Annotated in this window: 15 protein-coding genes; 5 read left to right on the forward strand and 10 right to left on the reverse strand. The window is 61.2% G+C overall.

Translation table 11 applies throughout. The annotated features are described in order from the left end of the window. Nucleotides 1-13: 13 nt before the first annotated feature. The 6 genes from BJF91_RS16680 to BJF91_RS16705 form a co-directional block, all read right to left on the reverse strand. Nucleotides 14-1,249 carry a glycosyltransferase family 4 protein gene (locus tag BJF91_RS16680; protein ID WP_075615540.1) on the reverse strand — a complete coding sequence of 412 codons (1,236 nt, stop codon included), beginning with the start codon at nucleotides 1,247-1,249 and terminating at the stop codon, nucleotides 14-16. Nucleotides 1,250-1,252: 3 nt separating this feature from the next. After that, nucleotides 1,253-2,461, reverse strand: a complete 1,209-nt coding sequence (locus BJF91_RS16685) for a glycosyltransferase family protein (protein ID WP_075615720.1) — start codon at nucleotides 2,459-2,461, stop codon at nucleotides 1,253-1,255. A gap of 88 nt (nucleotides 2,462-2,549) precedes the next feature. Continuing rightward, entirely contained in the window at nucleotides 2,550-3,695 is a 1,146-nt protein-coding gene (locus BJF91_RS16690; RefSeq protein WP_075615541.1) for an ABC transporter permease, read from the reverse strand. Between the two features lie 29 nt (nucleotides 3,696-3,724). Further along, nucleotides 3,725-4,723: an ABC transporter permease gene (locus BJF91_RS16695; RefSeq protein WP_075615542.1), complete on the reverse strand. Its 999-nt coding sequence runs from the start codon at nucleotides 4,721-4,723 to the stop codon at nucleotides 3,725-3,727. Continuing rightward, complete coding sequence (locus BJF91_RS16700) at nucleotides 4,720-6,552, reverse strand: ABC transporter substrate-binding protein (protein ID WP_234801653.1); 1,833 nt, start codon at nucleotides 6,550-6,552, stop codon at nucleotides 4,720-4,722. The genes BJF91_RS16695 and BJF91_RS16700 overlap by 4 nt, the downstream gene beginning before the upstream one ends. Nucleotides 6,553-6,662: 110 nt before the next feature. Continuing rightward, on the reverse strand, nucleotides 6,663-8,570 hold the full coding sequence (locus tag BJF91_RS16705; protein ID WP_075615544.1) for an ABC transporter ATP-binding protein: 1,908 nt from the start codon (nucleotides 8,568-8,570) through the stop codon (nucleotides 6,663-6,665). Between the two features lie 410 nt (nucleotides 8,571-8,980). Here BJF91_RS16705 and BJF91_RS16710 point away from each other — a divergent pair, with 410 nt between their 5' ends. Then, nucleotides 8,981-9,922: a glycosyltransferase gene (locus BJF91_RS16710; protein WP_407639895.1), complete on the forward strand. Its 942-nt coding sequence runs from the start codon at nucleotides 8,981-8,983 to the stop codon at nucleotides 9,920-9,922. Here BJF91_RS16710 and BJF91_RS16715 read toward each other — a convergent pair. Then, a complete protein-coding gene (locus tag BJF91_RS16715) occupies nucleotides 9,914-10,654 on the reverse strand; it encodes a polysaccharide deacetylase family protein (protein ID WP_075615546.1) in 741 nt (246 codons plus the stop codon). The genes BJF91_RS16710 and BJF91_RS16715 overlap by 9 nt on opposite strands. Beyond that, the gene (locus tag BJF91_RS16720; protein ID WP_075615547.1) at nucleotides 10,647-11,756 is read right to left on the reverse strand and encodes a glycosyltransferase family 4 protein; all 1,110 of its coding nucleotides are present in this window, start codon (nucleotides 11,754-11,756) and stop codon (nucleotides 10,647-10,649) included. Before BJF91_RS16720 ends, BJF91_RS16715 begins: the two co-directional genes overlap by 8 nt. Nucleotides 11,757-11,936: 180 nt before the next feature. Here BJF91_RS16720 and BJF91_RS16725 point away from each other — a divergent pair, with 180 nt between their 5' ends. Together BJF91_RS16725 and BJF91_RS16730 are read left to right on the forward strand one after the other, a co-directional pair. After that, nucleotides 11,937-13,325: a nucleotide sugar dehydrogenase gene (locus BJF91_RS16725; protein WP_075615548.1), complete on the forward strand. Its 1,389-nt coding sequence runs from the start codon at nucleotides 11,937-11,939 to the stop codon at nucleotides 13,323-13,325. Between the two features lie 4 nt (nucleotides 13,326-13,329). Next, nucleotides 13,330-13,812: a class I SAM-dependent methyltransferase gene (locus tag BJF91_RS16730; RefSeq protein WP_075615549.1), complete on the forward strand. Its 483-nt coding sequence runs from the start codon at nucleotides 13,330-13,332 to the stop codon at nucleotides 13,810-13,812. Between the two features lie 108 nt (nucleotides 13,813-13,920). Here the strand turns inward: BJF91_RS16730 and BJF91_RS16735 are convergent, their stop codons facing one another. After that, nucleotides 13,921-14,385: a Crp/Fnr family transcriptional regulator gene (locus tag BJF91_RS16735; protein ID WP_075615550.1), complete on the reverse strand. Its 465-nt coding sequence runs from the start codon at nucleotides 14,383-14,385 to the stop codon at nucleotides 13,921-13,923. Nucleotides 14,386-14,424: 39 nt separating this feature from the next. After that, nucleotides 14,425-17,145: an ABC transporter transmembrane domain-containing protein gene (locus BJF91_RS16740; protein WP_075615551.1), complete on the reverse strand. Its 2,721-nt coding sequence runs from the start codon at nucleotides 17,143-17,145 to the stop codon at nucleotides 14,425-14,427. Nucleotides 17,146-17,442: 297 nt separating this feature from the next. Here BJF91_RS16740 and BJF91_RS16745 point away from each other — a divergent pair, with 297 nt between their 5' ends. Together BJF91_RS16745 and BJF91_RS16750 are read left to right on the forward strand one after the other, a co-directional pair. Beyond that, nucleotides 17,443-18,582, forward strand: coding sequence for an exonuclease SbcCD subunit D (locus BJF91_RS16745; protein WP_075615552.1), 1,140 nt, complete (start codon nucleotides 17,443-17,445; stop codon nucleotides 18,580-18,582). After that, nucleotides 18,579-21,653, forward strand: coding sequence for an AAA family ATPase (locus BJF91_RS16750; RefSeq protein WP_075615553.1), 3,075 nt, complete (start codon nucleotides 18,579-18,581; stop codon nucleotides 21,651-21,653). Before BJF91_RS16745 ends, BJF91_RS16750 begins: the two co-directional genes overlap by 4 nt. Nucleotides 21,654-21,661: the final 8 nt, after the last annotated feature.

Raw genomic sequence — 21,661 nt, forward strand, 5'->3', positions numbered from 1 at the left:
TCGGCGCAAGCGATTATTGCGATCTGGAAAATAGCACCGTCAGATCGCGGATGCTGTTGCGATAATCAAAATCCCGCCGCACCCTCTGCTCAGCCGCCGCTCCGAGCCGCGTGCGCAGATCAGGATCGCTCATGGCCCGGGCCAGCGCCGAGGCCAGGGCTGCGACATCGTCAGGCTCGACCAGCAACCCGTTTTCGCCATCCACAAACAGTTCAGAAATACCTGAAACCGTCGTCGATACCGGCATCAGCCCCTGGCTTGCCGCCTCGACCAGCACATTCGGCAACCCGTCCCGGTCACCGTCGGCGGTGATCCGGCAGGCAAGCGCGAAGAGATCGCTTTCGCGGTAGTGGGTCAGCACGTCGCGCTGGTCCATTGCCCCTTTCCAGGTGATGCGATCGGCAATCGCAAGTTCGCTTGCCAGCGCCTTTAACCGCGACAGCTCATCGCCACCGCCGATATGGGTAAAGCGCCAGTTGAGCATGGCCGGAAGCGCCGCCAATGCCTTGAGCAGCGTGTCATAACCCTTTTTCTTCACCGCCCGTCCCACCGACAGAAGTTGGATCGGATCGGCAGGATCGGTACCATCTCGCGCCGGCCGCTGCCCGTCGAAGGGCGGAAAGCGGTCGAGATCAAGTCCGTGATAGCTCAAATGCACCCGGCCCGGCCGGTCGGCCAGCGCGCTCAGCCTGTCGAAGCCGACCTTGGTGCAGGTCACCACCCAGGCGGCATGGGCAAGTTTGTCGGCAAGATCCCAATCCTTCGATGTCCAGATATCCTTGGCATGGGCCGAGACGCTGAAACCCCGACCGGAGAGAAGGCTGGCATAGAAGGCGACGGAGGCCGGCGTATGGATGAAATGCGCGTGCAGCCAATCCGATTGATCAGGCCATTCGGCCACCAGCACCATGGCCTGCCCCAGCCGACGGAATCGGTTGCGCGAGAGATCGCGCGGCAAATCCTTGAAGAACTGCGCCATGACCGTGCGAAAACCGGGCAGGCTCTTCACCCGCCAAAGGGCTTTCAGCACCCGAAACGGCTCTTCATGCAGATATTCCGGCAGGTAATGCACCGGCGCCTGGATCTCGTCATGAACGGGATGGCGCTTCTTGTCGGTCGGGCGGCGCATGGCTACCAGTTCCAGCGCAAAGCCGGCCCGCTCCAGGCCTAGTAGTTCCTGAGCGATAAAGGTCTCGGACAGGCGCGGATAGCCCTTCAGCAGGACCGTGATTTTCTTGGGCTTTAGCACGCTCTATCCCTGCACCACCGACAGACGACCGGCACCACGCTCTTCGAGACAATCGGCGACGATCCCCGAAATGGTCGGCAGCCCCTCGAGATGCATGCCCGGCGCGCTGACCGATGGCGCATCGCGTTTCAGCACGTCCTTGATCGCTTGGGCAAAGGCCAGGCTGTCGCTCGACTTATCAGGCGTCACCATGCTGACCAGGCCGAGTTCGCAGGCGCGGGTGGCACGGATCAGCTGTTCCTGGCGTGGCTCGGTGCGCGGCACGATCAGTGCCGGCTTGTCGAAGGACAGGATCTCGCAATAGGTATTGTAGCCGCCCATGGCGACCACGGCCTTGGCGCCGGCAATGAGATCTTCCATCCGGTTATCGAATTCGATGATCCTGAGCTTGGGATGACGCGAGCCCGCCTCCATGAATTTCTGACGCAGATCCGCCGGCATGTAGGGGCCGAGCACCACCAGCGCCGGATGGTCGAGCGTGGGATCCGCCTCATAGGCGGCAATCACGTCGCGCACGAGATCGGCGCCGTCACCGCCGCCACCTGTCGTCACCAACAGATAGTCCTCAAGCGGCGCATGGTCCGAGCGATTGCCTGACAGGGCCGCACGCTGCAGAAAACCGACGAAGCGCATCTTGGCGCGTAGCGCCGGCGGTGCGTCGATGCCGGTCAGCGGATCATAGAAATCAGGCGGGCCATAGACCCAGACATCGTCATAAAGCTTGGCGATCTTGGCCAGCACGTCATTGCGCTTCCATTCCGCTTCCAGCAGATGCGGCGCATCCATGACATCGCGCAGACCAAGCACCAGCCGCGTGCCTCGGGTCTTGAGGTAAGTCAGGGTATCCTCGACCTCGCCGCGCAGACCGAGCGGCTCCTTGTCGATGATGAACATGTCAGGTTCGAAGCTTTCGGCCGTGTGGCGGATGATCGACTGGCGCATTTTCAGCGTCTCATGCAGATCGATATGCCGGTCCATCGACGTATACTCGCCGTTGCGCAGCTTGATGACGCTGGGGATCTTCACGAAATCGACCCGGGCGCGATAGTCGAAGGCGCCGGCAATGGTCGCACCTGATATGATCAGCACCTGCAGGCCGCGGTAATCCTCGACCAGCGAATGGGCGATGGTGCGGCAGCGGCGCAGATGGCCAAGACCGAAGGTGTCGTGGCTATACATGAGGATGCGGGCTTGCCCCAGGCGTCTCGTCATGTCGTCAATGTCTCCGAGATAGTTCACCGGACCGTCCTTTGGGAGAGGAACGGCGGCAGGACGCGGGCCCCACGTTTCAGCTGGCTGATCATTTATATGGATCTGCGGCATCCCTTAGACCATCCCCTAGAAAATTGAAGGCGAGAATGATCACGATGACGGGAATGACCGGGAACAGCAGCCATGGGTAAAGCGCGATCACATTGACCGAGCGCGCCTCGGTCAGCAATACACCCCAGCTGGTAATTGGCGGCCTTAGCCCAAGCCCAAGGAAACTCAGGGTTGTCTCACCGAGAATCATGCCTGGAATGGTCAGCGTGGCACTGGCAATCAGATGCGACATGAAGCCGGGTATCAGATGCCGGCCGATGATACGCGCACTGCCCGAGCCCATCATCTGGGCGGCGAGAACATAGTCCTCCTCGCGCAGCGCCAGAAGCTTGGAGCGTACCGCCCGCGCCAACCCCGTCCAGTCGAGCAGACCGAGAATGAAGGTGATGCCGAGATAGACCACCAGCGGGCTCCAGTCCGGCGGCATGATCGCCGCCAGCGCCAACCAGAGCGGAATGCTCGGAATGGAATGCAGGACCTCGGTGATGCGCTGGACGATCAGGTCGAACCAACCGCCCCAATAGCCGGCCAGGCCACCGATGACGATGCCGAGCACGAAGCTGGTCATCACGCCTAAAAGTCCAATCGTCAGCGAAATCCGAGCCCCGTAAAGAATGCGTGACAGCACGTCGCGCCCAAGCCGGTCCGTTCCGAGCAGGAAGAATTGGCCGCCATCTGCGGGACAGACGAGATGGAAATTGCTCTCCAAGAGCCCCCAGAAGCGATAGCCATCGCCGCCACAGAAGAAGCGGAGCTTCTGCACCTGGGTCGGCTCCTCGGTATAGACCCGTTTCAGCGTGTCCATGTCGAGGCTCATCGTGCGGCCATAGACGAAGGGACCGACAAAGCCCTTGTCGTCGAACAGATGAACCGCCTGCGGCGGTGCGTAGATCCAGTCGACATTGCGGGTGTGAACGTTGTAGGGCGCCAGAAACTCGATGAAGGCGATCGTGACATAGGCGGCGAGCAACAGCACACCGGAATAGAAGGCCAGCTTGTGGCGCTTGAACCGCCACCAGGTCAGCCGCCATTGCGAGGCCTGGTCTTTCGCCGAGCCGCGTCCGCCTGTCTCATCCTCTATGGCATAGGGATCGAAGGGATCAGGCGAGACGTAATGCGGCATAGGTCCGGAGGCGGGGCTTAGGTCGTTGCTCACTTGCTACGCCCTCCCTGCAAGCGGATGCGCGGATCGAGCAGCGCCAGCGCAATGTCGGAGACGAGAACGCCGATAACAGTCAGGATGGCCAGGAACATCAGGAAGGAACCGGCCAGATACATGTCCTGGTCCTGCAACGCCCGGATCAGCATCGGACCCGTGGTTTCCAAAGACAACACGACGGCGGTGATTTCCGCGCCCGAAATGATCGTCGGCAGGATCGAGCCGATGTCGGAGATGAAGAAGTTCAGCGACATGCGCAGCGGATATTTGATCAGCACCCGGAACGGATGCAGACCTTTGGCCCGCGCTGTCATCACATATTGCTTGTGCAGCTCATCGAGCAGATTGGCGCGCACGCGGCGCACCATGCCGGCCGTCCCCGCCGTGCCGATGATGATGACCGGAATCCACAGGTGCTCGAGGATCGACTTGAACTTGTCCCAGCCCATCGGCTGACCAAGAAAGCGCTGGTCCATGAGATGGCCGATCGATATCCCGAACCAGATATTGGCGAAATACATCATGACAAGCGCCAGGATGAAATTCGGTACGGCAATGCCGACCAGGCCCAGTAGCGTCAGACCATAATCACCCCAGCTATATTGGTGCGTGGCGGAGTAGATGCCGATCGGAAAAGCGAGAAGCCAGGTGACCGCGATGGTAACGGTCGACACGAGGATGGTCAGCCACACCCTGTCGCCGACCACATCAGCAACCGGCATCCGGTATTCGAAGGAATAGCCGAAATCTCCGTGTACGAAGCCGGTTATCCAGTTGAAATAGCGGATCGGCGCCGGCTTGTCGAAACCGTAGCGCGCTTTGAGCTCTTCGATTTCCTGCATGTCGGCCTTCTCGCCGATCGCCCGCATTTCCTCGACATAGCTCTCGAAATAGTCGCCTGGCGGCAGCTCGATGATGGTGAAAACCAGCATGGAGATCATGATCAGGGTGGGGATCATCACGCCGATGCGCCAAAGAATGTACCGGATCATTGCGCATCCTCGTCGTACCAGAAGGTATCAGGCATATAGACGCCGAGTTGGGAGGTCGGAGCAAAGCCGAACAGACCTTCGTCCGGCAGGTTCCTGAGCTTTTTCGCCCGGACCACAGGCTGCAGAGCCCCATTGACGATGCCGATGGTAAACACCTCCGACGTATAGAGCTTCAGCATATCGTGCCAGATCGCCGTGCGCTCCTCCAGCTCGTCCGAACGGCGCCAAGCTTGGAAAAGATCAAGCAAAGCGCGGGCTTCCGGAATCTCGGGCGCCCGGCCGTCACCACCGCCCGATAGCGTATGCAGACCCCAGAGTGGCCACTGGAGCTGGTCGTCGCTGGTCGGCGCCAGCTCGCGCGGCGACATGTCGGCCGTCGGCACGCCATTGTCCAGCCCCTGCCAGATGGCCATGACCGTCTCACCATTGGTAATGCGCCGGCGAAACAGTTCGCGGTGTGAAACATGCACGAACAGCCGGAACCCGATCTTGCGGAAATGGTCCGTGATCAGTTCCAGCACGTCGGAATCGAACGAACTTTCCCCCGTCGTCTCGACAATCAGCACCGCTTCGCGGCCATCGGGCAAAAGTCGCGTGCCGTGCCGGTCCGGCCGGGGCAGACCTGCCGCCTCCAGCAGGGCATTGGCCTGATCGGGATCGTAATTTGCCCAGGCATCGCGGTATTCCGGCTTGAACAGCGGGCTTTCCGGCAGGATGCTGTTGGCCGCAGGCTGGGCAAGGCCGAAAAACACCGCCTTGTTGATCTCGTCGCGGTTGATCGCCAGCGACAGCGCCCGGCGCACCCGCACATCCAGCAGCACCTGGCGCCAGACCAGATCCTTGCAATTGAGATTGGGCATCAGCGCCACGCGCGAACCCTGCGTGCGCTTCCAGAGATCGACCTTGATCGGATAGCGCTTCTCAGCGTTTTTCAGGAAGGTGTAATCGGCAAAATCCAGGTTGGTAAATTGCAGGTCGCTCTCACCCGTGCCTGTCTTGGCCGGAATAAGATCGCCCGAGCCGACCCCCATCACCACCCGATCGATATAGGGCAATTGCAGCCCGTTTTCGTCGACGCGGTGGAAGAAGGGATTGCGCTCGAAGATGAATTGGCCAGACGGCGGCGCGGTACGCGGGATCCAGCCGTCCAGCGTCGGCAGGTCAGGATTCTCGGGCCGCACAGTGCGCGACATCTTCTGGTGCAGCGTCACCCAATCCTGCACACCATTCTGCTTGATCAGGTCCTCAAGCTTTTCCTTGGTCTGGTATTTGCGATGAAACTGCTTGAGATAAGCCGCCGGCATCATCAGACGAGTGGCTGTCGGCGCGGCAAGTTCGGCAAGAAAATCCGGATTGGGATCGTCCCAGGTGTAGCGCACCGTCAGCGGATCGAGCACCTCAAAGACCGGCTCCTTGCCCTCAACGCGAAACACGATCGGGCTGCCGCCCTTGTAGAGCTTCTTGTCCTGGAACATGTCCTGCCAGACATAGCGGAAATCTTCCGCCGTGAACGGCGAGCCGTCAGACCAGCGATGTCCCTCGCGCAGATGGAAGGTGAAGATCCGCTCCTCGACCACCTCGAACCGTTCCAGGAGATCCGGCTGGAAATTGAAGTTGAGATCATAGCCGACCAGCCGGCAGTAGCAATTGATCGGCATATATCTGATATCGCGCTGGCCGCCGATCAGCATACGGACGGTGCCGCCATAGCGGCCGGGTGCGCGCTGTGGCCCGGACAAGGCAATGACGCGCGGCACTTTCGGCAGGCGGTCAGCCATCGGCGGCAGCTGCCCGGCCTCGACCTTGGCTTTCAGAAACTCCGGCTCCATCACCTGGCCCGGTGCAGCGATAGCGGCAAGCGGCCGAGCCAGAAAAGTCGCGGAAATCAGGCCTAACGCCTGACGGCGGGTAACGAGCGACCGGACAACCCTTGAGCCGCTCACGTGCGCAGCTCCCGCGCATCGACATTGCGCCGCGCCAGCACCAGATGACCGCCGCCGAGATCGGCATGGGCCAGCGTTGTCGGATCGCCCTCGTCATGAAAATGCCTGGCCCAGCGCTTCTTCGCCGCCAGCGACGGTTCGCCGATCAGGTTGAAATCGAGCGGGTGGTCGAGATTAGGCAGCGGCACCGCCGCCAGGAGCTTCTTGGTATAGGGATGTACGGGGTCGCGCATGATCACCTCGCAAGGGGCAATCTCGACGATGCGGCCGGCATACATTACCGCAACCCGGTCAGCCATGTAATTGATCACGGCCAGATTGTGGGAGATGAACAGATACGTGAGGCCAAGCTCTGACTTCAGATCTTTCATCAGGTTGAGGATCTGCGCCTGCACCGACACATCGAGCGCCGAGACCGGCTCGTCGCAGATAACCAGATCAGGCCCAAGCGCGAGCGCCCGGGCAATGCCGATCCGCTGGCGCTGACCGCCGGAAAAACTGTGCGGGTAGCGACCAAGTGCCGTCTCCGGCAGGCCGATGGCATGGATCAGCCGCTTGACCAGATCGAGCCGGCCGGCGCGGCTGCCGCGCTCATGAATTTCCAGGGGTTCGCTGACGATGCCGCGCACCGTCATGCGCGGCGACAGCGACGAGACCGGATCCTGGAACACCATCTGGATACGGGTGCGCAAGGACTGGAGTTCCTGACCCTTCGCGTTGAGGAGATCGACAGGACCATCGGCGCCCTGGTAGATCGCCGTGCCCTGATCGGCGGTAATACCGCGCATCAGGATCTTGCTGAGCGTGGTCTTGCCGCAGCCGCTTTCTCCGACCAGACCCAGAGTCTCACCGCGATGGATGTCGAAGGACACATCGTTGACGGCGAGCGTCGGCGGCACGGCTACCGAAAAGAAGCCGTTCGATCCCTTTGTCTGGAAGGACTTCGAAATGTTGCGGACGCTGAGAAGAACATCCCCTGCCCCTTCGGGCGCCCGACACTTATCCATCAACTGCGCCGTATCGACCCGGATTTCCCGCAGCGGCTTCAGCCGTGCTGCGCGGTCCATGTCGAAATCGGGCACGGCCTGCATCAGCCCCTTGGTATAGGCATGCTGCGGCGAACCAAAGATCGCCTCGACCGGACCGGATTCCATCACTTCACCGCGATAGATCACCACGACTTCATCGGCAAGGCTCGCGACGACGCCGAGATCATGGGTGATCAGCAGGACCGCCATGCCAAGCTTTTCCTGCAATTCCTTCAGCAGCTTGAGGATCTGCGCCTGGATCGTCACGTCGAGCGCCGTGGTCGGTTCGTCGGCAATCAGCAGCGCCGGATTGCAGATCAGCGCCATGGCGATCATCGCCCTCTGGCGCATGCCGCCCGACAGTTCGAACGGGAACATGCCATAGACCCGGGCCGGATCATTGAAGCCGACAAGGCCGAGCATTTCCTCGACCCGCGCCTGGCGCTCGCGCGGCGTCATGACCGAATGAACCTTCAGCACTTCCTCGATCTGATTACCGACCGTATGAACCGGCGAAAACGAGGTCATCGGCTCCTGAAAGATCATACCGATGCGATTGCCGCGGATCTGGCGGATCTGGCGCCCGTCATAGGGCAAGGACAGGAGATCGACCGAGCCTGCTCCGGCCGACAAAGCACTCGATTTTTGCGGATCGTTGAAGAGAACCCGACCGCTGATGTCGGCCAGATTGGATTCGATGCCCATGATCGAGCGTCCAAGCACGGACTTGCCCGAACCGGATTCACCGACAAGCGCCGTGACCTTACCCGGGCGCAGCCGCATGCTGAACGACTTAACCGCCTGAATGCGGCCACTCATCAGGGGAAAAGACACACTAATATTATCCACATAAAGCAGATCTGCGCATTCTGCCATGCGTCTATTGCCCCGAGCCAGTATCTGGTTTTGCTGCACCGTAGCCGAGCATATGTGACATGTCTATGATGATAGTCTTGAATAATTCAACGCCCGCTTTCGTGCAGAATCTTGAGGCGGTTAGGCAGGATAGATTAAAGGCGCGCACCGATCCTGCTGGCGGTCAACGATGGAAGCGACTTTTACTTGCTTGGCATGCGCAGGCTGCGCCACTGCCAGCGCCGCAAAAAACGCAAAACAACGCTTTTCATCCCCAGCCCTGCATGTGAAAAAGACTTCTGATACTCGACGTCAGCTATTCCGTTTTCATATGTGCATTCATGGAATGCACATCAGACAATGCTTCCCCAACTCGGCCGATGGACCCCGTGGACGACATCAAATCCGCAAGACAAACAAGCCGGACGGCCATCGAGGCCAGTCTGGTCGAGGCGAAAAACGGTAACCTGAGCAAAGCGAGAGCGCTGCTTGATGCCGTCCGCCAAGACGAGGCGCTGCTGCGCGACGGCGATCTCGGTCCCCTCACCGTGCACGGGCTGCCGCGCAAGCTGCATTCGGCCTATCTGAAGCTGGCAAAAATCGAAAAAGACAGGATCGATGTTCTCGGCCTGCAGCAGACGGCCGTGCCGCCACCGGAACTGCTGCTGCCTTTTTCCCGATTTTCGACAGAGGAACGGCGCTCAATTACCGCGCTGAACCGTGAGCCGGTGCCGCCGGTGCTGCACCAGATATGGCTCGGCCCCCTGCCGCAGCCACCGGCCTGCGCGGCTTGGGCCGAGCACGCCGCACGCCACGGGCTGACCTATCGGCTGTGGCGTGAAGCGGATGTCGAGGCCGAAGGACTGGAAGGTGACGACAGTTTCCGTGCCATGCTGGCAGCCGGTGATTATCCGGGCGCGGTCGATGCCATGCGCTACCTCATCCTCCAGCGGTATGGCGGCATCTATCTGGATTGCGACTTCTACCCGGCGCGCGACGATCTGAGTTTTGCCGATCTCATGCCGCTGATCGGCCTTACCGCCATGGCCGAGGACATCGCCCGGCAGACAGGGCTTGGTAATCTGCTGCTTGCCAATTCCTTCATTGCGACGCCGCCGGGCCATCCCGTTTTCGACAGGCTTATCGACGCCATGCCCAAGGCCATAGCACTGCTGCCCGGTGCGCCTGCCTGGTGGACGACAGGGCCGCTGCTGTTCAGCGTCATTGCCCGAAGTGCCAGCGTCTCGCTGGCCGGCGGCGGGCTGGTGGCGGCAAGCCTTGCCCGCAAGGCACCATTCAGCGCCGTCGAGGCTGCCCGCGCCACGGTGCAGGACCGGCATGGCGGGCTGCTGATCCTCTGGAAATCATGGTGAAGCGAGAAGCTCCCGCACACCCATCCATTGGCAGGCCGGATGCCCTGATGTGAGGGAAAACAGCCGCTCCAGAAACGTCCAGACAGCGGCATCATGCACGAGATGGTGGGTGAGGATGCCGACCGCGCCAAGCGGTTCTCCTCCTTCGGCAAGCCAACCGGCAATCTCAGCAAACAGCACGTCAGCATCGCGGCCGCCGCGCGTACCATGCCAATCCATTACATCCACATGGGTGTTGAGACAGGCGAGCGATAGCGTCTGATCCTCGCGCCCGAACACCGACAGCGCCCGGTAGCCAAGATCAGGCAGCGCTGGCAACAGCGCCGCATCGACCCTGTTCCAGGGTGGCACCAGCATCGGCTGGAAGCGCGGCCCGTGCAGGGCGCTGAGCTTGTCGAACCCGTCCTTGAGTTCGCCTAGCACCACCGATGCCGGACGATGGAGGCCGAGTTCGCGCTTCTTTTCGCCTGGAGGTGCATAGCTGCGGTGGCTCCAGCCATGCACGGTGACCGTAACATGGTCCTGTGACCGCAGGTGATCCGCCAGCACCTCGCCTGTGGGTTCCGGAATGACAGCCAGCGCCAGGGGCACGCGAAAGCGCCGGGTGAGCGTGAGCAGCTGGTCGAGTGCTGGCGTCGGTTCGACCGCATCGTCGTCACGCAGCCAGAACTGTACGGTGCGTCCGTTTACGGCCAAAGCATTGAGCCGCGCTTTCAGCAGGGTTTCAGACATGCCGGGTCTCCCTTGCATCTTCCTTTACAAAATCGCCGAGCTGCGCCGAAAGCCTGGCGCTAGCCGCAGCAAGCGAGCGCTGTTCCCGCACCATCTGCCGGGCAGCCACAGCCATCGCCTCGCGCCTGGCGGAATCAGTCAGCAGCGTGCGGATTGCCTCAGCAAAAGCTGGCGCATCGCCAGGTGGCGTCAACACCCCGGTCACCTCAGGCGTCACCACTTCAGGCACACCGGCCACGGCTTCGGCCACGACAGGCAGGCCCGCCGCCTGAGCCTCGAGATAGGCAAGACCATAGGCCTCGCCATGGCCCGGCCAGACATAGAGGCTGGCCCTGGACAGCACCTCGGCAACACCATCAGGCGACTGCTCGCCCAGGAAGGTCACGCGGCCAGCCGCAAATTGCGAAAACAACCCCTCGACCTCACCACGGCACGGCCCGTCTCCAACCACCTGCAATTGCCAATCGAGATCGGGCAGCAGGGTGAGCGCCTTGGCAAGCGCCGTATAACTCATCAGCTTGTCGCCCGGCCGCATCATCGCCACAACAGCGAGCACGCCTGGCTGCGGCACCGGTTCGCGCGCCAGAAAGGCTGTCGCATCGATAAAGGGGGGAAGTCTGGCATAGTTCGCGTCAGGCGCCACCGCCTGCAACCCAGCTAGATCGCGGCCGGTCAGGCAGAGATTGAGCGCCGCAGTCTCGACATTGGCGAGCAACATGGCCTGAAATTCAGCCCAGACACCGAGATTGCGGCGCTTGGAATAGGACGCCTCGGCCGTGACATAGGGCACCGAGAATTGCTTGCAAAGCTCCGGCCCAATCAGATCAGGCGCCTTGTAATAAGGATGATAGCAAAACCACAGATCCGGCGGCCCCTCCTCGGCATAGAGCGCCGATAACCGCGCAATTTCCTCCCACGCCACCAGCTCCAGATCCGGCAACACCGTCTCCGGCGTGGCGTGAAAGCTGCGCAGATCAGAGGCGACGTGAACCGTGTGTCCCGCCAGGCGTAGCGCCTGCAACAACAGCCGTGCCATCAACCGGTCGCCCGATGGCACGGGATGATCAGGCGATTTCAACGGCGCATAAAAAGCAATTTTCATGACCCGCACTGTGCAGAGACCTTTGCCTGTTGCAAGGGGGCGCAGTGAATTTGACCCGCAATCCCATAGACGATCACATCAGTGTTCATGGACGATCAATATTTCAGCTTACCCTTGACATCCCAAGGTATGGACCGCAACTGAGGCTGAGACCGAAACGCCTGCGGAGCTTATCGAGCCATGTCCCATCATCCCCTTGCCGCCGAATTGCTATCGGCCATCGAGTCGCGCCGCGCCAAGGCTGCGGTTATCGGGCTCGGCTATGTTGGCCTGCCGCTAGCCATCAGCATTGCCCGGGCCGGCTTCACGGTGATGGGTTTCGACATCGATGCGAGCAAGATCGACGCCATCGACGAAGGCAAAAGCTATATCGAAGCCGTGCCGGAACCGATCCTGCGGGCCGAATGTGAGGCAGGCCGCTTTGCCGCCACCACCGATTTCCTGGCGCTGGCCGATTACGACGTGATCGCCATCTGCGTGCCGACGCCGCTGACCAAGAACCGCGATCCCGATCTTTCCTATGTCGAAAACACCTGCCGGCAAATTGCCAAGTCACTGCGCCCCGGCCAGTTGATCGTGCTGGAATCAACCACCTATCCCGGCACGACCCAGGATGTGGTCAAGCCGATCCTCGAACAGTCTGAACTCAGGGCCGGCGAGCATTTCTTCCTCGGCTTTTCGCCGGAGCGGGAAGATCCCGGCAACCGCGAATTCGAAACCTCGACCATTCCGAAGATCGTTGCCGGCGACGGCGCCGAGGCCTCGGCTTTGATGCAGGCCTTCTACGGCGCCGTGGTCATGACCGTCGTGCCTGTCTCATCCACCGCCACGGCAGAAGCCGTCAAGCTCACCGAAAACATCTTTCGCGCCGTCAACATCGCCTTAGTCAATGAGCTGAAACTGGTCTACGACGCCATGGGCATTGACGTCTGGGAAGTGATCGACGCGGCCAAGACCAAGCCTTTCGGCTATATGCCCTTCTATCCCGGCCCCGGTCTTGGCGGCCACTGCATCCCGATCGACCCCTTCTATCTCACCTGGAAATCGCGCGAATACGACCAGCCGACCCGGTTCATCGAGCTTGCGGGCGAGATCAATACCTTCATGCCGCATTACGTCCTGGAAAAGCTGGCAGAGGCGCTGGACCGCAAGGCAGGCAAGGCGCTGAGCCGCTCGCGCGTGCTGATCCTCGGTCTTGCCTACAAGAAAAACGTGCCTGATATCAGGGAAAGCCCCTCGCTGAAGCTGATGGAACTGATCCTGGAGCGCGGCGCCGAGGTGGCCTATCACGATCCCTTCCTGCCGGAAATTCCGCGAACCCGCGAATATGGCCACCTCAAGGGTCGCCGCAGCGTCGAGTGGAGCGCAGACACTCTTGCCGGCTTCGACGCCGTGCTGATCGCCACCGATCACGACACGATCGACTACCAGCAACTGGCGGACTGCTGCCCGTTGATCGTCGACACCCGTAACGCCATGGCGCGTCGTGGCATTGCCGGCGAAGGCCTCGGACAAAGCAATGGCCCTGACGGGTCCGCCGCCAACCATCCAACCATCGTCAAGGCATGATCCCATGAGCCGTCTCGACAGTTTCATCAACCGCATGAGTGCGCAGCGCGATCTTCTCAACCATGTGCGCGACGCCTATCCGCTGCCCGAAGGTCCGGTGCTGGAAATCGGCCTTGGCAATGGCCGCACCTTCAGCCATCTGCGGGAAAATTTCCCTGGCCGCCGCATCGTCGCCTTCGACAGGCAGCTTGGCGCCCATGGCAGCTCTATCCCGCCACAAGAAGATCTGGTCCTCGGGGAAATCGTCGAGACCGGACAAACCTTCATCGGCGCTGAGGCAGCCTTCGTCCATGCCGATATCGGCACCGGCTATCCAGACAAGGATGCGGTGACGCTGACCTGGCTGCCTGATATGGTGGCGGGAATGCTGCGGCCGGGCGGCTACGCGCTGAGTGGCCTGCCACTTGAACACCAGGCCCTGCAACCACTGCCGATCCTCGAACACATCGAAAAGGATCGCTATTTCTTCTATCGCCGTCTGGCTTGAAGACAGCGGGACATCTGCGGGTGTTTTTGAACAGAACTAAGCACTTGCAGCAATTGCCTCAAATCCGCCGGAAACGACAGAGATAGAAGGGGTGCTTAGCGAGTACCGCTATTCGACCAGGGAAAGCTGCCTGTTGCGGATGGTGTCGAGTTCCGACGTGGTAGCACGAAGACGCTCCGCAAGGGCGCGGCTGAATTCCATGCTCATGCGTGGGCTGTCGGCCATGACCTTGCCAAGACAGTCCTTGGCGATGCGGAGAACTTCGACATTGGTTATAGCGCGTGCGCTCATTCGGCGGGGTCTGTTGCAGAGCAACGACATCTCACCAATGATCGATTGGCTTTCCGCCTCACCAACCATCGCCTCGCCGTCAGGGGTATTGGTCACGAGATGAACTTTTCCAGATAGAATGACATAGGCAGCGTCGCCACTATCACCCTGCTGGAACAACATGTCGCCAGCGCTATAGGTCGCGCGTTGCGAGGCAAAGGCCAGAAGCTTCAATTTACACGGATCAACCTGCTTAAAATACGGGATATTCCGTAAAAGCTGAACTTCGTCCTTCAACAACATGCCTGCCACCCACTTCCCGGTTTTCGGTGGCCTGTCCCCTCATGCCACCAGCGACTTGAAAATATCATTTTCATTGCCCAAAGCCTCGAACGAGCCGTCCGCAGCCAAGGAACCGTTGTCGAGTATCAGAACACGATCAAAGTTTTTTGACAATGACATGTTCGATAAAACCCAAAGGATTGAGGGATCATTGTCCTGCTCGCGCAAAAATGCAAGCACATCCTTAACAATATCCTCTTGAACACGGGCATCCAGCCCAGGCAGTGCCTTGTTGAAGATATAATAGTCGCAACGGCGCACCAGCGCCCGCGCGAGGTTGAGCTTGTGACGCTGGACGATCGTCAGTCTCCGTCCACCGCTGCCGATGTCAAACTCGAGGCCGAGCGCCAGAAAGCGCTCACGCAGACCTTTCTGCGCGCTGAGTTGGCCGGCGAGGTCCCGGAACTGGCCCAGCGCCTCTGGATTGCGATGGACGAGCTTGCCGAAAATCACGTTCTCGCGCAGCGTCGCCGCCGCCATGTAGCGATGCGGATCGTAGCGCTCGATGCTGCGGCGGAGGTCCGACGATAGATTGTCGTGGAACAGGTCGCGCGCCGCCACGATCTTGTCCATCACATCAGGTGTCAGCACGCCCAAACGATAGCGCGGCTCGACATAATTGAAGGACAGCCGGATCATTGCACGCTGCTCTTCTTCCGTCGGCTCCGGCCGAGCGCGGCTCTGCAGGCGCTGGAGGATCTGCTGGTAGAAGATCACATCGTCCGAGTTGAGTACGTCGAGCTGCTGGAAGAACGGATGATCGGCCGGGAGGCCGCCGAAGATTTCCACCAGGTTCTCGGCAATCATGAAGCCCATTTCATAGAACAGGCTGAGCAGGTTGGCGCGCTCAAGCACGTCGTAGAAGTAATCGCTTTGATGCACAAAAACAGGCCCTTCCGAGAGGGGCCGCATCGTGCCGAACAGCAGGTTTTCGCCCACCGTGGCCTCGGCATTGTAAGCACTGGGATCGAAATGCACCACGAGATTGGCCATGCCCCTGCGCTGCAACTCGTCGCGCAGGGCCAGCCGCAGTTCCACCACCTTTTCCGTCAGATCGGGGTAGTCGTGGGGATCGACAACGGAATGCAAGGCAAGTTCCATGACGTCCTGGGTCAGCTGCACCGCATCCAGCGCCGTCAGGATCGAGTTTTTCAGATCGGTCGGTTCGCCGCTCAGTACCGACGTCGCGCGCCGGTCGATCCAGTCGGCATTGGTATCCAGGTCACTGTTGTCAGACAGTTGTGCTTCCTTGAGGTCCCAGCGACGCCGGATCGCCTCGCGCCCGGAATAATGAACCGAATTGGTCGGCGCATGCTTCAGGCCGTAGATCAGGTTTTCCTTGAGACTGCCGTGGAAGAAATAACCATCGGCCGAGACGTAGGAGATCGTCCGCCCAGTCACCGATTCTGGCAATTCCAGCAGGTCCACATCGCCAAGGGTCACCTTGCCCGACACCGGCCAATTCAGTCGGCCAATCGCTTCCGCCATAATCTCAGCGCCGACGCCATGATTGTCGATAGCGGCTATCGTCTCACCAGGGCCGATCTTCAGATTGAAATTCTCAAGCACCTTGGCGCCACCACCGTCGAGCAGCGTCACGTTCTGGAAGACGATCTGGCCGGGATGAGCTGTCGGGCCGGGCGGCGCCATCGCCTGCAGGGCCGGCTCGATCATTTGGGCTGGCTCGAACTGTTCGAGCACCTGTTCGTATTTGACCTGAACGTCCTGACGCGACTGATCCCAGTCGATCAGTTCCTTGAGGGGACCGGGTAGGTCCTTGTAGGCATTGATAACAGCGACCAGCTGGCCGACGTCAAGACTGCCTTTCAGCGCAAAATAGCCGCCGATGGAATAGAACAGAAACGGCGTCAGCTGCGAGAGGAAGTTGTTGAAGAATTTGACGAAGAACTTCCAGCGGTAAAGCTCGTAGCGGATCTTGAAGATCTCGCCGAGCCTGCGTGAAATATCGGCTCGCTCATAGTTGGAGGTGTCGTAAGCGTGGATCGTACCGACACCATCGACGATCTCGCCGACCTTGCCAGCCAATTGCCGGGCCTGGAGCTGGCGCTGGCGACCGAGGATCAGCAGGCGCCGACGCATTTTCGGAATAATGCCGATTTGCAGGCCGACCATGGCGCCGGCGATCATGCCGAGCCAGAAGCTTTGCAGAAAAATGAAAAACAGCGCCGCCAGCGCCTGCCCGCCCAGCATGGTCGGCTGCACGAAGGCATCACCGGTAAAGCCGCCGAAAGGTTCCACCTCGTCGCGAACCATGGTCGAGACTTCGGAGGAGTGGATCTGCTTCACATAGCTTGGCGGGAAGCGCAGGACCCGGTCGACCAGTTCGTAACGGATACGGCGCAGCAGCCGCTCGCCGAGCCGGCCCTTGTAGGTATTGATGTAGAATTTGAACAGGCCGTTGATGATGACGAGCAACAGGAAAACGCCGCTCAGCGCCATCAGGCTCGACATTCGGTCAAGCGGAATGCCGCCGAAGTTCAAGGACCAATCGGTGAAAGGCACGGTCCAGTTGAAGGCAAACAGCGACTGGTGGGCATCGGGCGACTCGAAGCCGCTCCCCTGGATCGGTCCGTTGATAATGCGCTTGGGCAGATCGAAAGCCAGAAAGTAGGGAACCATCGACAGCAGAACCACCGCCAGAACCCAGATCTGCTGCTTGCGCGTATGCCGCCATATGTAGAGGAGTAGGCTTTTTTCCATCAGCTGCTAATCACGCGGGACCACGGTTCGTGCCGGAGAGCGCCTGGCGCCGTCCATTCAAGAGAGTTGTTTATAAGGACAAGCAGCGCTGCCGGAAAGCCACCCTGCCCACCAGTCTAGCAAAAAAACCGCCGCACTGCACAAAAGTGATGATCGGTGACCACCAAACAGGCATTACCACCCATCTCCTCCCCGCAATGAGCGCGGGATAAGCCTCTGCGCACGTGCTTTCGCCTGGAGCAGAATATCATATGCCGCTAGAACGAAGGACATGAAAATGAGCCGGATTGCAACCTCATGAAAATCCTTCATACAGCCGACCTGCATCTCGGGCGCCAGCTGAACGGTTTGTCGCTGGAGGAGGATCATGCCGTCATTCTCGACCAGATCCTGGACGCGCTGATTGCTACACGCGCGGATATTCTGATCATTGCCGGCGATATCTTTGACCGCGCAGCGCCACCGGCAACGGCCGTACGCCAGTTCAACCACTTCCTGTCACGGGTTGCGAGCGAAACGGAGGCTGCCGTTGCGATGATTGCCGGCAATCACGATTCTGCCGACCGCATAGGCTCCATGGCCGTGATGACCGACCGCCGCCGCGCCCTGATCCAGGGACCGCTGCTGCGTGCTGCCCCTCCCCTCGTGCTGGAGGATAGCCACGGACCGGTGGCATTTTCCGCCCTGCCCTTTGCCTATGAATATGCCGCCCGCGACTGTTTTTCCGATCCGACCATCGCCATGCCCCAGGATGTGCTGTCCGCCCAGATAGCCGACGCCCGCGCCCTCCTTCCGGCTGGTGCCCGCTGGGTGGTGATCGCCCATGCCTTCGTCGCCGGTGGCGAAAGCGGCGAGAGCGAGCGGCCGCTTGCGCGTGTCGGCGGCATCGAGACCGTCTCGCCCGAGACCTTCGCCGGCGCCCATTATGTGGCACTCGGCCATCTGCACCGGCCACAGACGGTGGGCGGCGACCACATCCGCTATTCCGGCTCGCCGCTCGCCTTCAGCTTTGGCGAGGCCCACGAGCAGAAATCGATGACGGTGGTTGATCTCGATGGCGGGGGCAAGGTCCAGACCGAGATCATTGCTTTCAGCCCGCCGCGCGCCGTACGCCTGCTGCGCGGCACGCTGGCCGAACTGCTCATGCAGCCGCCGTCTCACGACATCATCAAAGCCGTGCTGACCGATACCACCCCGCAGATCGACCCGATGCGGCGGCTGCGCGAGGTGTTTCCCAATGCCTGCCAGCTCAGCTATGCCAGGGACGAGCGGGCGCCGGAGCTGAAATTCGCCATCAGTCATGCAGCGCCCGCCGATCCCATGCAGGTGATTGCCGATTTTGTCGAACAGGTCCGTGACGAGCCTCTTTCGAATGCCGAAACCGACCTGGTGAAGGTGGCGCTCGCCGATCTCGATACCGAGGAGAATGCCGCATGAGACCTGTCCGTCTGGTGTTGCAGGCTTTCGGCCCCTATGCCGGACGCCAGGTGATCGACTTTCAGGAAGCCGTCGCAGCTGGCCTGTTCGGCATCTATGGCCAGACCGGATCGGGCAAATCGACGATTTTCAGCGCCATGAGCTTTGCGCTGTTTGGCGAGGCGGCGCGGTCCGAGCAGGAAACGATCTCACTGCGCTCCGACCACGCCGCGCCCGACCTGCCGACCGAAGTCGAATTCGTCTTCGAACTCGGCGAGCGCCGCTATTTCATCCGCCGCCGTCCCGACCAGATGCGGCCGAAACAGCGTGGCGGCGGCGAAACCCGCGATGCCCATGAGGCCTGGTTGTTCGATGCCACCGGTCTGCCGCTTGCGGATATCGGCGCCGACAAACCCGGCAAGCGTCTTGCGGAAAAGAAGGTCGGCCTGGTACGCGAGGCCGTCACCAACCTGCTCGGCTATGGCCCCGAGCAGTTCAAGCAGATCGTGCTGTTGCCGCAGGGACGGTTTGAAGCCTTTCTTGCCGCCAAGACCCAGGAGCGCCAGGATATCCTTGGTGCCCTTTTCGATGTCTCACTGTATCGCAGGCTCGCGGGCAAGCTGAAGACCGAGGCAGAGGTCGCCGAACGCCAGGTGCGTGACGAACGGGCCGTCTGCCTTGGCCGCCTTGCCGCCGATGGTTTCGAGAGCATGGCGGCACTCGACCAAGGCATTGCCGAGGCCGCTGCCCAATTCGACGAAAAGCTGCAGACCGAGCAGCATCGCCGAGCTGATCTCGCCGCTGCCCAAGCGCAACTGCATGAGGCCCGCGCCACCGACGACCTGTTCAAGGCCGCCGCTCAGGCTCGACAGGCACAACAGCGCAGTCTCGACCGCGCGCCAGAAATTACCGCCCTCAAGGCGCAAGTGACGGCGGCCGAACGCGCACGCGTGCTGGCCGAAAACGAAGATCGGGTCGTCGAGGCCGAGCGCGAGTGGAACGCGGCAAAGACCAGTCTCGAAAACCTCAAGACACTGGAGACCAGGGCATTCGACAAGGCGCAGCAGGCCAGTGATCTCCATCGCCAGCATCTTGCCGGCAGGCAAGAGATGGACGCCCTCAGGCGCAGCATCGAGCAATTGCAGCGTGACCGTGACATGCTGGCGAAAGCAGCCGGGCTTGCCGGCGAACTCGAGGCGGCACAGCGCTACACCGGCGAAATCAAGGACGCATTCGAGACGCTTGAAACCGATCTCGCCCGGCGGATCGCCAAGCGGCAAGGCGAGGAACAGGCTCTGAAACAGGCGCGCCTTGTCCAGGACCAGCGCCAGGTGCTGACAGCAAGGCTTGCGACGCTGGAGCGCGATTTGAAGCAGGCAGAAATGCTGGAGCGCGCCGAACGGGATCTCACCCAGGCGCGCCGTCGCCAACAAGACGAAATGCACCGTCAGGCCGAGCGCCAAAAGGCCAGTGCCGAGGCGGCTACCCAGTTCGAGGCCGCCGAACGCCGGCTGGCCTCGGCCCAGGCCCTGCACCTCGCGGCAAAGCTTGCGCCGGGCGCCCCCTGCCCGGTCTGCGGCGCCACCGACCATCCGCAGCCCGCCGAGGGCGACAGCCGCCACGCCGGCCTCGACCAGGCATTCCGCCAGGCAAAGCAGGCGATGGACGCCGCCTATCGCGACGAACAAACGGGGGCAGCAAACATCGCTTCGGCAGATGCGACCATCGTCGAGCGGGAACGGCAGCTATCGGAATTGGAGCGGCCGGAACGCGATACCCAAGCGCTGCGTCAGGACTGGGAGGAGACCGGCGGCGCGCTGAAGGCGCTGGGACCGGCAATCGACATCGCCATGGCAGAAGCCCGCCTGGAGGCCTTTGCAAAAAACATTGCCGAAGCCGACGCCGAATTGCACAGGCGCCGCGATCTGCTTGCCACCTCGAAAACCGAGACGAGCACGCTGCAAGCGCGACTGGCCGACATGCTTGACGGTATCGATCCTGTCTTGCGCGATCCCGCCGTGCTGGACCGCCGGTTGCGGCAATCTACAGAGCTGCTGGCGAACAGGGAAAAGGCCCTCCTCCAAAGCGAGCAATCCGCTACCGAAACTCGCGAGGCAGCCCTTGCGGCCCGCAAGGACCGCGAAGCCGGCGAAAACCGGCTCACTGACCGGCAGGAGCGGATGCAACGGGAAATTACAATTTTCGAGACCCGGCTCACAGAGGCCGCGTTGACCCGCACCGATCTGCAGCGACTGAAACCGGCCATTGCGACACTCGACCGTGACAAGGGAGTGATCGAGGAACATCAACGGGAACTGCATCGGATCGGCGAGCGGCTCGCGGAGCTGGAAACAGCGCTTGTCGGCAAGGAGCAGCCTGACATTGCGGCCCTCGAGGCCGGACGCGCTGTCGCGGAGGCCGCGTTGAAGGCGGCCTCCGATGAGCGCGCGGCGACGGCCGCCCGCGCCCAACATTTGCAGCGGCTGCGTCAAGACTTGTCGGATATCGCCCGCCGGCTGGACGAGGCCGAAGCCGCATCCGGCCCCTTGCGCGAAATGTCAGCGCTGTTCGATGCGCAGAACCGGCAGAAGCTGAAGCTGGAGACCTTCGCCATCGGCACCATGTTCGAACAGGTGTTGCGCGCCGCCAATCTGCGACTGGGTCCGATGACCAATGGTCGCTACAGGCTGGAGCGGGATATCGAATCCGGCGGACGCGGCAAGCGTGGGCTCGGCATCCTCGCCTTCGACGTCCATACCGGCAAGGCACGCCCGACTGCGACCCTGTCCGGCGGCGAGACCTTTATTGCAGCCCTGGCGCTTGCGCTCGGCCTTGCCGATGTGGTGGAAAGCGCCAGCGGCAAGGTTCGGCTCGATACGATTTTTCTTGATGAAGGCTTCGGCTCGCTCGACACGGAAAACGGCTCCGGCACGCTCGATCTGGTGTTGCAAGCGCTCAACAGCCTCGCCAGCCAGAACCGATCCGTCGGCCTTATTTCGCATGTGCCGCTGGTGCAGGAAGCCATTCCCAATGGCTTCTACGTCCGTAAGGACCGCGACGGCAGCCATATCGAGACGCGCAGCATGATGTGACCGCGGTG

It is taken from the genome of Gillisella taibaishanensis (assembly GCF_001938985.1).
GTDB classification, from domain to species: Bacteria; Pseudomonadota; Alphaproteobacteria; order Rhizobiales; family Rhizobiaceae; genus Allorhizobium; species Allorhizobium taibaishanense.

Bases quoted from the DNA above. Each gene is read 5' to 3' on its own strand.
- BJF91_RS16685 (WP_075615720.1), bottom strand. From the start codon at position 2,461: ATGACGAGACGCCTGGGGCAAGCCCGCATCCTCATGTATAGCCACGAC.
- BJF91_RS16745 (WP_075615552.1), top strand. From the start codon at position 17,443: ATGAAAATCCTTCATACAGCCGACCTGCATCTCGGGCGCCAGCTGAAC.
- BJF91_RS16705 (WP_075615544.1), bottom strand. From the start codon at position 8,570: ATGGCAGAATGCGCAGATCTGCTTTATGTGGATAATATTAGTGTGTCT.
- BJF91_RS16735 (WP_075615550.1), bottom strand. From the start codon at position 14,385: ATGTTGTTGAAGGACGAAGTTCAGCTTTTACGGAATATCCCGTATTTT.
- BJF91_RS16700 (WP_234801653.1), bottom strand. From the start codon at position 6,552: ATGGAGCCGGAGTTTCTGAAAGCCAAGGTCGAGGCCGGGCAGCTGCCG.
- BJF91_RS16695 (WP_075615542.1), bottom strand. From the start codon at position 4,723: ATGATCCGGTACATTCTTTGGCGCATCGGCGTGATGATCCCCACCCTG.
- BJF91_RS16690 (WP_075615541.1), bottom strand. From the start codon at position 3,695: ATGCCGCATTACGTCTCGCCTGATCCCTTCGATCCCTATGCCATAGAG.
- BJF91_RS16740 (WP_075615551.1), bottom strand. From the start codon at position 17,145: ATGGAAAAAAGCCTACTCCTCTACATATGGCGGCATACGCGCAAGCAG.
- BJF91_RS16725 (WP_075615548.1), top strand. From the start codon at position 11,937: ATGTCCCATCATCCCCTTGCCGCCGAATTGCTATCGGCCATCGAGTCG.
- BJF91_RS16750 (WP_075615553.1), top strand. From the start codon at position 18,579: ATGAGACCTGTCCGTCTGGTGTTGCAGGCTTTCGGCCCCTATGCCGGA.
- BJF91_RS16720 (WP_075615547.1), bottom strand. From the start codon at position 11,756: ATGAAAATTGCTTTTTATGCGCCGTTGAAATCGCCTGATCATCCCGTG.
- BJF91_RS16715 (WP_075615546.1), bottom strand. From the start codon at position 10,654: ATGTCTGAAACCCTGCTGAAAGCGCGGCTCAATGCTTTGGCCGTAAAC.
- BJF91_RS16730 (WP_075615549.1), top strand. From the start codon at position 13,330: ATGAGCCGTCTCGACAGTTTCATCAACCGCATGAGTGCGCAGCGCGAT.